The organism is Ochrobactrum sp. A-1 (assembly GCF_022488005.1).
Classification (GTDB): domain Bacteria; phylum Pseudomonadota; class Alphaproteobacteria; order Rhizobiales; family Rhizobiaceae; genus Brucella.
This window is the reverse complement of sequence record NZ_JAKVQC010000003.1, coordinates 620,686-633,232: the sequence shown is the minus strand read 5'-3', so window position 1 is coordinate 633,232 and position 12,547 is coordinate 620,686. Positions and strand designations below refer to the sequence as shown.

Genomic DNA, 12,547 nt, shown 5'->3' with positions numbered 1-12,547 from the left:
GATATACTCATGGGCGCAGGCGAAAGATTGAACGGTCAATGTCTTTGCGGAGCGGTGAAGTTCACCGCTGCTCCGGTAAAGTTGGAAATGGATGTTTGCCATTGCAGCATGTGCCGGCAGTGGTCGGGCGGCGCATTCATGGCCGTCAATTGCGGCACCTCGGTCGAGATTGAGGACGAAGCTGCTCTTACGACCTACTCCTCTTCGGAATGGGGTGAGCGCCGTTTCTGCTCGAAGTGCGGTTCTTCGCTGTTCTGGCGCGGCATCCACGACGGAATGACAGTCGTTTCGATGCAGGCTTTCGCCGAGCCGGAGCGGTTCCATTTCGCCGAAGAAATCTTCATCGATAACAAGCCTGCGAATTACGATTTTGCCAATGACACTCACCGGATGACCGGCGAGGAGTTCTTGGCGGCTCTTGCAGCCAAACAGGAAGCTGAACATGGCTGAGACTCAGGTCCGCAATTTTAATATCAACTTCGGTCCGCAGCACCCTGCCGCGCACGGCGTGCTGCGTCTGGTGCTTGAGCTCGACGGCGAAGTCGTCGAACGCGTCGATCCGCATATCGGTCTGCTGCATCGCGGCACCGAAAAGCTGATGGAAGCCAAGACCTATCTTCAGGCTCTGCCTTATCTTGATCGCCTCGATTATGTGGCGCCGATGAACCAGGAGCACGCCTATGCGCTTGCCGTCGAACGCCTTCTGGGCATCGATGTGCCGAAGCGCGGCCAGTTGATCCGCGTTCTTTATTCGGAAATAGGTCGTATCCTGAACCATCTTCTCAACGTGACTACGCAGGCCATGGACGTTGGCGCGTTGACGCCGCCGCTCTGGGGCTTCGAAGAGCGCGAAAAGCTGATGGTGTTCTACGAGCGCGCTTGTGGCGCGCGTATGCACGCAGCTTATTTCCGTCCGGGCGGCGTCCATCAGGACTTGCCGGATCAGCTCGTTGAAGACATCGGCAAATGGATCGATCCGTTCTTCACGACGCTCAAAAATCTTGATGACCTCATTACGCCGAACCGTATTTTCAAGCAGCGTAACGTCGATATCGGCGTCGTGAAGCTGGAAGACGCATGGGCATGGGGCTTCTCGGGCGTCATGGTTCGTGGTTCGGGCGCTGCATGGGATCTGCGCAAGTCGCAGCCTTACGAGTGCTACAACGAGATGGAATTCGACATTCCGGTCGGCAAGAACGGCGACTGCTATGATCGCTACCTGATCCGCATGGAAGAAATGCGCCAGTCGGCACGTATCATGCGCCAGTGCGTCGATCTTCTGCTCGGCAAGGAGCGCGTCGGTCCGGTTTCCAATGCCGACAACAAGATCGTGCCGCCGAAGCGCGGCGAGATGAAGCGCTCGATGGAAGCGCTTATCCATCACTTCAAGCTTTACACGGAAGGCTACCATGTGCCTGCCGGTGAAGTTTACGCAGCAGTCGAAGCGCCGAAGGGCGAATTTGGCGTCTTCCTCGTGTCGGACGGCTCCAACAAGCCTTATCGCTGCAAGCTGCGCGCTCCGGGCTTTGCCCATCTTCAAGCCATGGATTTCCTGTGCCGCGGCCATATGCTGGCTGACGTGTCGGCAATTCTTGGCTCGCTCGATATCGTGTTTGGTGAGGTTGACCGCTGATGTCCGTTCGCCGTCTCGCAGATGATGCCGTCCAGCCAGCCGCTTTCGCGTTCAACGCGGAAAATCAGGCTTGGGCGCACAAGACGATCGCAAAATTCCCCGAAGGCCGCCAGCAGTCGGCTGTTATTCCGTTGCTCATGCGTGCGCAGGAGCAGGACGGCTGGGTCACGAAGGCAGCTATTGAGCATGTCGCAGGCATGCTCGAAATGCCGCTGATCCGCGTTCTGGAAGTCGCGACTTTCTATACGCAGTTCCAGCTGAAGCCGGTTGGCACGCGCGCTCACATTCAGGTTTGCGGCACCACGCCATGCATGCTGCGTGGCTCGGAAGCGCTGATGGATGTCTGCCGTCACAAGATCAACCACGACCCGTTCGAGCTCAATGCCGACGGAACGCTGTCGTGGGAAGAAGTAGAATGCCAGGGCGCTTGCGCCAACGCACCGATGGTCATGATCTTCAAGGACGCCTATGAAGATCTGACGCCGGAACGTCTTGCCGAGATCATCGATGCTTTCGAAGCTGGCAAGGGCGATACCGTCAAGCCGGGCCCGCAGATCGACCGTGTGACGTCCGAGCCGCTCAACGGCCTCACCGCTCTGACCGAAGATCTCGACTACAAGAAAGTCGGTCTTGAAACCCGCAAGGCATCCGATGCCGCCGCAGCCAAGGCGAAGGCCGAAGCTGAGGAGAAGGCAAAGGCGGAAGCTGCTGCGAAAGCTGCCGAGGAAGCGAAGAACGTCGCTCCGTCCAACGCTGCAAAGCCTGTGACCAACGCACCTGAAACCGATCCGGCGCTCAAGACGCCTTCGGACGTCAAAGTGTCGAAGGCTGCGGAAAAGGCAGCATCGGTCGATAGCAAGCAGGCTTTCAAGCTCGATGATACCAATCGTCCGGTTGCTATCGAGCGCCCGGAAGCGGTTGACGATCTGAAGCTGATCTCCGGCGTTGGCCCGAAGATCGAGGAAACCCTGCATGAGCTGGGTATCTTCACCTTCAAGCAGGTCGCTTCCTGGAAGAAGGCCGAGCGCGAATGGGTCGACGGTTACCTTAGCTTCCACGGTCGCATTGATCGCGAAGACTGGGTAAAGCAGGCTAAGGCTTTGGCCAAGGGCGGCGTCGAGGAATACATCAAGGTATTCGGAAAGAAGCCGGTATGATGACTTCGATATTGGCAAACACGAACGGAAACAGGTGAGACATGCTGGCTGATAAAGATCGCATCTTCACCAATATTTACGGCTTCAAGGATCAGTCCCTGAAGGGTGCCATGGCGCGCGGCCATTGGGATAACACCAAGGGCTTGGTCGAAAAGGGCCGTGACTGGATCATCGACGAGATGAAGGCATCGGGACTGCGTGGCCGTGGCGGCGCTGGCTTCCCGACGGGTCTCAAGTGGTCGTTCATGCCCAAGCAGAACGACGGCCGCCCGCATTATCTGGTCGTCAATGCCGACGAATCCGAACCGGGCACCTGCAAGGACCGCGAAATTCTGCGCCACGATCCGCATACGCTGATCGAAGGCTGCCTGATCGCCGGTTGCGCCATGGGCTCACACACCGCCTATATTTATATTCGCGGCGAGTTCATGCGTGAGCGTGAAGCCCTGCAGGCTGCAATCGACGAGTGCTACGAAGCCGGTCTGCTGGGCAAGGGCAACAAGTGCGGCTGGGATATGGATGTTCTCGTGTCCCACGGCGCTGGCGCTTACATCTGCGGCGAAGAAACGGCTCTGCTTGAAAGCCTTGAAGGCAAGAAGGGCCAGCCGCGTCTCAAGCCTCCATTTCCGGCAAATATGGGCCTTTATGGCTGCCCGACGACCGTGAACAACGTGGAATCGATTGCCGTTGCGCCGACGATCCTGCGTCGTGGTGCGGCCTGGTTCTCGTCCATCGGACGCCCGAACAATGTCGGCACCAAGCTGTTCCAGATTTCGGGTCACGTGAACACGCCTTGCGTCGTGGAGGAAGGCCTTGGCATTCCGTTCCGCGATCTGATCGAAAAGCACGCAGGCGGCATTCGTGGCGGCTGGGACAATCTGCTTGCGGTCATTCCCGGCGGTGCATCGTGCCCTGTCATCAAGGCTGAGGACATGATGGATGCCATCATGGACTTTGACGGCATGCGCGACAAGAAATCGTCGTTCGGCACCGGCGGCCTGATCGTCATGGACAAGTCCACCGACATCATCAAGGCGATTGCTCGTCTGGCAGCGTTCTTCAAGCATGAGAGCTGCGGCCAGTGCACGCCTTGCCGCGAAGGCACCGGCTGGATGTGGCGCGTGATGGAACGCATGGTCAAGGGTAACGCGCAGAAGCGCGAGATCGACATGCTGTTCGATGTCACCAAGCAGATTGAAGGTCATACGATCTGCGCTCTTGGTGATGCTGCTGCATGGCCAATTCAGGGCCTGATCCGCAATTTCCGTCCGGAAATTGAAAAGCGCATTGACGATTATACCCGCAACGCCGTTCAGAGCCGCAATATCCGTCTGGAAGCGGCTGAATAAGTTGTGTGAGCCTGCCCGACAGGGCATGGCCCCGAAAAGTGCCTAGCGGTTTTCGGAAAAAGGCCATGCCAATACAAAGGCAGGCGCGAGTTTGAGATCTGGAAAATGCGGCTTAAGCCGCAGGTTTGGATAAACGATGGCAAAGATCAAGGTTGACGGCACAGAGATCGAAGTACCCGATCACTATACGCTCCTTCAGGCTGCCGAAGCCGCGGGCGCCGAAGTGCCGCGTTTCTGTTTCCACGAACGGCTTTCCATCGCCGGAAACTGCCGTATGTGTCTGGTTGAAGTGAAGGGTGGACCGCCGAAGCCGGCGGCATCCTGTGCCATGGGCGTGCGCGATCTGCGTCCCGGCCCGAATGGCGAAGCGCCTGAAATCTTCACCAACACGCCGATGGTCAAGAAGGCCCGCGAAGGCGTGATGGAATTCCTGCTCATCAACCACCCGCTGGATTGCCCGATCTGCGATCAGGGCGGCGAGTGCGATCTGCAGGATCAGGCAATGGCCTTCGGCACCGACGGTTCGCGCTATCGCGAGAACAAGCGTGCGGTTGAAAACAAATATATCGGCCCACTCGTCAAGACGGTGATGACGCGTTGCATTCACTGCACGCGCTGCGTCCGCTTTACGACGGAAGTTGCAGGCATTTCCGAGCTCGGCCTCATCGGCCGTGGCGAAGACGCCGAGATCACCACCTATCTCGAACGCGCCATGACGTCGGAACTGCAGGGCAATGTCATCGATCTTTGCCCGGTTGGCGCTCTGACCTCGCGTCCTTACGCGTTCCAGGCGCGTCCGTGGGAGCTGAACAAGACTGAAACCATCGACGTGATGGATGCGGTCGGTTCGAACATCCGCGTCGATACCCGTGGCCGCGAAGTGATGCGCGTCATGCCGCGTGTCAACGAAGCGGTGAACGAAGAGTGGATTTCCGACAAGACGCGCTTCATCTGGGATGGCCTGCGCACTCAGCGCCTCGACCGCCCATATGTTCGCAAGGATGGCCGTCTGGTTGCCGCAACCTGGCCGGAAGCTTTTGCCGCTATTGCCGCCAAGGTTTCCGCAGCTTCCGCCGACAAAATCGGCGCAGTCGCTGGCGATCTGGCTTCGGTTGAAGAAATCTATGCGCTGAAGGGCTTGATGGCTTCGCTCGGCACCGCCAATATCGACAGCCGCCAGGATGGCGCTGCTCTCGATCCGGCTCTGGGGCGCGCAACCTATCTCTTCAACTCAACGATTGAAGGCATTGAAAACGCTGATGCTTTGCTCATCATCGGTTCCAATCCTCGCGTTGAAGCTGCTGTTCTGAATGCACGCATCCGCAAGCGTCAGCGCATGGGCCATTTCCCGGTCGCCCTGATCGGCGAACAGGCTGAGCTGCGCTACAATTATGAATATCTGGGCGCAGGCGCAGATACGCTCGCTGCCGTTGCTGCCGGCAAGAACGCATTCCGCGATGTGCTGGCCAAGGCTGAACGCCCGCTGATCATCATCGGTCAGGGCGCGCTCACTGGCGAAAACGGTTCTGCAGTTCTGTCGACCGCCGCCAAGCTCGCTCAGGACGTCGGTGCGATCAAGGACGAGTGGAACGGCTTCTCCGTTCTGCACACTGCCGCTTCGCGCGTTGGCGCACTGGATCTCGGCTTCGTGCCGGGCGAGGGCGGCAAGGCGGCTGGCGACATGCTGGGCAATCTCGATGTCGTGTTCCTGCTCGGCGCAGACGAACTCGACATGACCAAAAAGGGTTCGAGCTTCGTCGTTTACATCGGCACGCACGGCGATGCCGGCGCACATGCCGCTGACGTTATCCTGCCGGGCGCCGCCTATACGGAAAAGTCGGGCACCTGGCTCAACACCGAAGGTCGGGTGCAGCTTGGCAGCCGCGCCGGTTTCGCGCCGGGCGAGGCAAAGGAAGACTGGGCAATCCTGCGCGCTCTTTCGGACAGCCTTGGCAAGCGTTTGCCGTTCGATTCGTTGCAGCAGCTTCGCGCCAAGCTCTATGCCGATTATCCGCATATGCTGGCTATCGACACCATCACGCCTGCTTCCGCCGACGATCTCGTCGCGCTGGCAGCGAAAGCATCCAACCTGGGCGGCGGCGCTGCGTTCGTCTCTCCGGTCAAGGACTTCTACCTGACGAACCCAATTGCGCGCGCTTCCGCCGTCATGGCCGAATGCTCGGCGCTCGCGGCTGGCGGCTTCCAGCAGGCTGCCGAGTAAGCGAGAGAGAGACGGAACAATGGAAGGTATTTTTGCAGCTTACGTCTTGCCCGCGCTGATCATAGCGCTGAAGTCGGTCGTTCTGCTCGTCGTATTGCTGATCGTCGTCGCTTACCTGCTTTACGCAGATCGCAAGATCTGGGCAGCGGTACAGCTTCGTCGCGGCCCGAACGTTGTCGGTCCCTGGGGTCTGTTCCAGGCCTTTGCCGACTTGTTGAAGTTCGTCTTCAAGGAACCAATCATCCCGTCTGGCGCAAACAAGGGTGTCTTCCTCCTTGCGCCTTTCGTCTCCGCCGTTCTCGCAATGGCAACCTGGGCGGTTATTCCGGTCAGCGAAGGCTGGGCCATCGCCAACATCAATGTCGGCATTCTTTATATCTTCGCCATTTCTTCGCTTGAAGTATACGGCGTGATCATGGGCGGTTGGGCATCGAACTCGAAGTATCCGTTCCTCGGCGCGCTTCGCTCCGCTGCGCAGATGGTTTCCTACGAAGTCTCCATCGGTTTTGTGATCGTCACGGTTCTGCTGACGGTTGGCTCGCTCAACCTCACCGACATCGTGCTTTCGCAGAATACCGGTCTCGGCACCATGCTTGGCCTTCCGGGCTCGTTCCTTGACTGGAACTGGCTGGCTCTGTTCCCGATGTTCGTGATCTTCTTCATTTCGGCACTTGCTGAAACAAATCGTCCGCCATTCGACCTTGTCGAAGCTGAATCCGAACTCGTGGCCGGTCATATGATCGAATACTCGTCCACGCCGTTCCTTCTCTTCTTCCTTGGCGAATATGTGGCGATCACGCTGATGTGTGCCCTGATGACTGTTCTGTTCCTCGGCGGCTGGCTGCCTCCGGTGGACGTGTGGTTCCTCAACTGGGTTCCGGGCATCATCTGGTTCATGCTGAAGCTCTGCTTCTGCTTCTTCCTCTTCGCAATGGTGAAGGCTTTCGTTCCGCGTTATCGCTACGACCAGCTGATGCGCCTTGGCTGGAAAGTGTTCCTGCCGATCTCGCTCTTCATGGTTGTCGCAACCGCGACCTTCCTCAAAGTCTTCGGTCTGGCGTAAGGAGTAATAACAATGGCTTCATTCGCTCAAGCAGCCAAATCGCTCCTGCTCAAGGAATTCGTCGGCGCGTTCTTTCTTTCCATGCGCCAGTTCTTCGCGCCCAAGGCGACGTTGAACTACCCGCATGAAAAAGGTCCGGTTTCTCCGCGTTTCCGTGGAGAGCATGCGCTGCGTCGTTACCCGAATGGTGAAGAACGCTGCATCGCCTGCAAGCTTTGCGAAGCGATCTGCCCGGCGCAGGCCATCACCATCGAGGCCGGTCCGCGCCGCAATGACGGCACCCGCCGCACGGTGCGTTACGACATCGATATGGTGAAGTGCATCTATTGCGGTTTCTGCCAGGAAGCATGCCCGGTGGATGCCATCGTGGAAGGTCCGAATTTCGAATTCGCGACCGAAACCCGCGAAGAACTCTACTACGACAAGGACAAGCTCCTTGCTAATGGCGACCGTTGGGAACGCGAAATCGCGCGTAATATCGCGATGGATGCGCCATATCGCTGATTGGTTTTGCTGAAACCTCGTTTCGGCATCCGGTTTGAAAAGCGGCAACAGGAAGGGGCGGCCCATCTTGTTGCTGGAAATTAAGTTTCGCGAATATTCGCGGCAAACAAAGACTAAAGCGAGCGAGGCAATAAGGCTTTGCTCACGGAAAGGTGTTGGGGGATCCCCATGCTGACAGGTATTGCGGCAGCGTTTTTCTATCTGTTCGCTTTCATCATGATCGCCAGCGCGTTCATGGTGATTGCGGCACGCAACCCCGTGCATTCGGTGCTGTTTCTGATCCTCACATTCTTCAATGCGGCAGCTCTGTTCCTGCTGACGGGGGCCGAGTTCCTCGCCATGATCCTGCTCGTCGTTTACGTCGGCGCAGTGGCGGTGCTCTTCCTCTTCGTCGTCATGATGCTGGATGTGGATTTCTCGGAACTGAAGCGCGGTGCGCTGCAATATGCGCCGGTCGGCGCTTTGGTTGGCCTCATCTTGCTCGGCGAACTGATCTTCGTGTTCGCAAGCAACATGTTTGCGCCGAAGCTGGGGCAGGGTGCCGTGCCGATCCCGAATATCGCCGAGCGGAGCAATACCGCTGCTCTGGGCGACATTCTCTACACCGACTTCGTCTTCTACTTCCAGGTTGCTGGTCTCGTCCTTCTGGTCGCGATGATCGGCGCCATCGTTCTGACGCTGCGGCACAAGCCGAATGTCAAGCGCCAGTCCATTCCGACCCAGGTTGCTCGCACGCCGGAAACGGCGATCGAGATCAAGAAGGTCGAAACGGGCAAAGGCATCTGAGGATAAGCATATGGAAATCGGTATCGCCCACTATCTCACCGTTTCGGCCATCCTGTTTACGCTTGGCGTCTTCGGCATCTTTTTGAACCGCAAGAATGTCATCGTTATCCTGATGTCGATCGAATTGATCCTTCTTTCGGTCAATCTCAATTTCGTGGCGTTCTCCAGCCAGCTCGGCGACATGGTCGGGCAGGTCTTCGCCCTTTTCGTTCTGACTGTTGCGGCTGCTGAAGCGGCCATCGGTCTGGCAATTCTCGTTGTTTTCTTCCGTAATCGCGGCTCCATCGCGGTGGAAGACGTCAATGTTATGAAAGGTTGACGGGCAAATGCTCTATTACGCGATCGTCTTCCTTCCGCTTCTCGGCTTCCTGATTGCCGGTCTCTTCGGCAATCAGATCGGAGCCAAGGCGAGCGAATACATCACTTCCGGTTTCATGGTCGTCGTCGCGATCCTGTCCTGGGTCGTGTTCTTCCAGATTCCGCTTGGCCACGACGCGGAAACCGTCCGCATCCCGGTTCTTCACTGGGTGACGTCGGGCACGCTTTCTTTCGACTGGTCGTTGCGCATTGATACGCTCACCGGCGTCATGCTGGTGGTTGTGAACTCGGTGTCGGCTCTCGTGCACATCTATTCCATTGGATATATGCACCATGATCCGCATCGTCCGCGCTTCTTCGCCTATCTGTCGCTCTTCACCTTCGCCATGCTCATGCTGGTCACGTCGGACAATCTGGTCCAGATGTTCTTCGGCTGGGAAGGCGTGGGTCTGGCCTCGTACCTCCTGATCGGTTTCTGGTTCCAGAAGCCTTCGGCCAATGCCGCCGCGATGAAGGCGTTCGTTGTCAACCGCGTCGGTGACTTCGGCTTCCTGCTCGGCATCTTCGGTGTGTTCGCGCTGTTCCAGTCTGTCGACTACAACACGATCTTCGCTGCCGCAGCCAATTATCTTCCGGCTGAAGGCGCTGCCGATGCCAATCAGGTCGTTCTGAACTTCCTCGGCTATCAGCTCGACAAGCAGGGCGCGATCACGATCACCTGCCTGCTGCTCTTCATGGGCGCGATGGGCAAGTCGGCGCAGTTCCTGCTGCACACCTGGCTTCCGGACGCCATGGAAGGCCCGACCCCGGTTTCGGCTCTCATTCACGCCGCTACCATGGTTACCGCGGGCGTGTTCATGGTCGCCCGCATGTCGCCGATCTTCGAACTGTCGCAGACCGCTCTTCTGGTCGTGACAATCATCGGCGCCACCACTGCCTTCTTCGCGGCAACGGTCGCCCTGGTGCAGAACGACATCAAGCGCGTGATCGCCTATTCGACCTGTTCGCAGCTCGGCTATATGTTCGCAGCGCTTGGTGTGGGTGCCTATGGCGCCGCCGTGTTCCACCTGTTCACGCACGCTTTCTTCAAGGCGCTTCTGTTCCTTTGCGCCGGTTCGGTTATCCATGCCGTTTCGGAAGAGCAGGACATGCGCCGCATGGGCGGCCTGCGCAAGCTGATCCCTATCACCTACTGGATGATGGTCATCGGTACGGTCGCCATTACGGGCCTCGGTATTCCGGGCACGATCATCGGCACCGCCGGTTTCTTCTCCAAGGATGCGATCATCGAATCCGTCTTCGCTTCGCACAGTGCTGCCAGCGGCTACGCTTCGACGCTTCTCATCATTGCCGCACTCTTCACGAGCTTCTATTCATGGCGCCTGATTTTCATGACCTTCTACGGCAAGCCGCGTGCGTCGGCCGAAGTCATGCATCACGTCCATGAATCGCCGGCTGTCATGTTCGTTCCGCTGCTGATCCTCGGCGTCGGTGCACTTTTCGCCGGTGTCGTGTTCAAGGAACTCTTCTTCGGCCACGAATATGCCGAGTTCTGGAAGGGCGCGCTGTTCACTTCGGCTGCCAACCAGATCCTTGAGGAATACCACCATGTTCCTCTGTGGGTTAAGCTGTCGCCGTTCATTTCGATGGTTCTCGGCTTCATCGTCGCCTGGATCTTCTACATCCGCTCGCCCGAAACGCCGAAGGCGCTGGCAGCCCGTCACCGTGGCCTGTACCAGTTCCTTCTCAACAAGTGGTACTTCGACGAATTGTACGATTTCCTCTTCGTACGTCCGGCTCGTTGGCTTGGCCGCTTGTTCTGGAAGGGTGGCGACGGCTGGCTTATTGACGGCTTCGGCCCGGATGGCATCTCGGCTCGTGTGCTCGATGTCACCAACCGCGTCGTCAAGATGCAGTCCGGATACCTTTATCACTACGCATTCGCGATGCTGATCGGCGTCGCCGCGCTCGTCACTTGGATGATGCTCGGGAGCTCTTTCTGATGACCGACTGGCCAATTCTCTCAACGGTCACGTTTCTGCCGCTCGTCGGCGCGTTACTGATCCTTCTGATCAAGGACGACAGCGAGGCTTCGCGTCGCAATATCCGCAACGTCGCGCTGCTGACGACGATATTCGTCTTCATCCTGTCGCTCGTCGTCTGGGCAGGGTTCGATAATTCGAACGCTGGCTTCCAGATGGTCGAGCAGGTCGACTGGATGGGCGGTGGCATCAGCTATCATATGGGCGTGGACGGTATCTCCGTCCTGTTCGTGGTGCTTTCCGCTTTCCTCATGCCCTTCTGCATTCTCGCAAGCTGGGTGTCGGTGGAAAAGCGCGTCAAGGAATACATGATCGCGTTCCTCATTCTGGAAACGCTGATGATCGGCGTGTTCTGCGCGCTCGACCTGTTCCTGTTCTACGTGTTCTTCGAAGCAAGCCTTATCCCGATGTTCATCATCATCGGCGTGTGGGGCGGCAAGCGTCGCGTCTATGCAAGCTTGAAGTTCTTCCTTTATACGCTTCTGGGCTCCGTGCTGATGCTCATCGCCATCATGGCCATGTACTGGCAGGCTGGTACGATGAATATCGTCGAGCTGCTGAAGTACGACTTCCCGGCGGGGATGCAGACATGGCTATGGCTCGCTTTCTTCGCGTCCTTCGCGGTGAAGATGCCGATGTGGCCGGTCCATACCTGGTTGCCGGATGCGCACGTTGAAGCACCGACGGCAGGCTCGGTCATTCTGGCCGGTATTCTCCTGAAGCTCGGCGGCTACGGTTTCATCCGCTTCTCGCTGCCGATGTTCCCGCTGGCTTCTGCCGACTTTGCTCCGTTTATCTTCGCGCTGTCGGTCATCGCCATCATCTACACCTCGCTCGTTGCGATGGTGCAGGAAGACATGAAGAAGCTGATCGCCTATTCGTCGGTTGCCCACATGGCCTATGTGACCATGGGTATTTTCGCAGCCAATGAGCAGGGCCTGCAGGGCGCTATCTTCCAGATGCTCTCGCACGGCATCGTGTCGGGCGCGCTCTTCCTCTGCGTCGGCGTGATCTATGACCGCATGCATACCCGTGAAATCGCGGCATTCGGCGGTCTGGTGAACAACATGCCGAAATATGCGGTCGCGTTCATGATCTTCACGATGGCGAATGTCGGCCTGCCGGGTACTTCGGGCTTCATCGGTGAATTCCTGACGCTGTTCGGTGTGTTCCGGGTCAATACCTGGGTAGCACTGTTCGCAACCACGGGCGTCATCCTCTCGGCGGCTTATGCGCTCTGGCTCTACCGTCAGGTAGTCTTCGGCGCATTGACCAAGGAAAGCCTGAAGGCGCTCCTCGACTTGAGCCCGCGTGAGAAGATCATTCTCTACCCGCTTGTGGCGCTCACCATCTTCTTCGGTGTGTATCCGACCCCGGTCTTCAATGTGACCGCCGGTGCCGTGAACGCCCTGGTCCAACATTACGACGCAGCACTCGCGGGCACCGCGAGCGCCGTGCTGGCACAGTAAGAAAT

Annotated in this window: 11 protein-coding genes; all 11 read left to right on the top strand. The window is 58.0% G+C overall.

Features of this window, described 5'->3' with window-relative positions; genetic code table 11:
* The first annotated feature begins 9 nt into the window (after nt 1-9).
* The 11 genes from MKS82_RS04790 to MKS82_RS04740 all read left to right on the top strand — a co-directional run bounded on the left by MKS82_RS04790 (nt 10) and on the right by MKS82_RS04740 (nt 12,542).
* On the top strand, nt 10-450 hold the full coding sequence (locus MKS82_RS04790; RefSeq protein ID WP_240578390.1) for a GFA family protein: 441 nt from the start codon (nt 10-12) through the stop codon (nt 448-450).
* Nucleotides 443-1,633, top strand: coding sequence for an NADH-quinone oxidoreductase subunit D (locus MKS82_RS04785; protein WP_109987613.1), 1,191 nt, complete (start codon nt 443-445; stop codon nt 1,631-1,633). Before MKS82_RS04790 ends, MKS82_RS04785 begins: the two co-directional genes overlap by 8 nt.
* Nucleotides 1,633-2,790: an NADH-quinone oxidoreductase subunit E gene (locus tag MKS82_RS04780; RefSeq protein WP_109987614.1), complete on the top strand. Its 1,158-nt coding sequence runs from the start codon at nt 1,633-1,635 to the stop codon at nt 2,788-2,790. The genes MKS82_RS04785 and MKS82_RS04780 overlap by 1 nt, the downstream gene beginning before the upstream one ends.
* A gap of 41 nt (nt 2,791-2,831) precedes the next feature.
* Entirely contained in the window at nt 2,832-4,139 is a 1,308-nt protein-coding gene (gene nuoF / locus MKS82_RS04775; protein WP_109987615.1) for an NADH-quinone oxidoreductase subunit NuoF, read from the top strand.
* A 136-nt stretch (nt 4,140-4,275) separates the two neighbouring features.
* The gene (gene nuoG, locus MKS82_RS04770) at nt 4,276-6,360 is read left to right on the top strand and encodes an NADH-quinone oxidoreductase subunit NuoG (RefSeq protein ID WP_109987616.1); all 2,085 of its coding nucleotides are present in this window, start codon (nt 4,276-4,278) and stop codon (nt 6,358-6,360) included.
* A gap of 19 nt (nt 6,361-6,379) precedes the next feature.
* Nucleotides 6,380-7,423, top strand: coding sequence for an NADH-quinone oxidoreductase subunit NuoH (nuoH, locus tag MKS82_RS04765; RefSeq protein WP_109987617.1), 1,044 nt, complete (start codon nt 6,380-6,382; stop codon nt 7,421-7,423).
* A 12-nt stretch (nt 7,424-7,435) separates the two neighbouring features.
* Nucleotides 7,436-7,927 carry an NADH-quinone oxidoreductase subunit NuoI gene (gene nuoI / locus MKS82_RS04760; protein ID WP_007874549.1) on the top strand — a complete coding sequence of 164 codons (492 nt, stop codon included), beginning with the start codon at nt 7,436-7,438 and terminating at the stop codon, nt 7,925-7,927.
* 168 nt (nt 7,928-8,095) lie between these two features.
* Nucleotides 8,096-8,713: an NADH-quinone oxidoreductase subunit J gene (locus MKS82_RS04755; protein WP_012092259.1), complete on the top strand. Its 618-nt coding sequence runs from the start codon at nt 8,096-8,098 to the stop codon at nt 8,711-8,713.
* A gap of 10 nt (nt 8,714-8,723) precedes the next feature.
* Nucleotides 8,724-9,032: an NADH-quinone oxidoreductase subunit NuoK gene (nuoK, locus tag MKS82_RS04750; RefSeq protein WP_006466598.1), complete on the top strand. Its 309-nt coding sequence runs from the start codon at nt 8,724-8,726 to the stop codon at nt 9,030-9,032.
* Nucleotides 9,033-9,039: 7 nt separating this feature from the next.
* The gene (nuoL, locus tag MKS82_RS04745) at nt 9,040-11,034 is read left to right on the top strand and encodes an NADH-quinone oxidoreductase subunit L (protein ID WP_109987618.1); all 1,995 of its coding nucleotides are present in this window, start codon (nt 9,040-9,042) and stop codon (nt 11,032-11,034) included.
* On the top strand, nt 11,034-12,542 hold the full coding sequence (locus MKS82_RS04740) for an NADH-quinone oxidoreductase subunit M (RefSeq protein ID WP_109987619.1): 1,509 nt from the start codon (nt 11,034-11,036) through the stop codon (nt 12,540-12,542). Before nuoL ends, MKS82_RS04740 begins: the two co-directional genes overlap by 1 nt.
* Nucleotides 12,543-12,547: the final 5 nt, after the last annotated feature.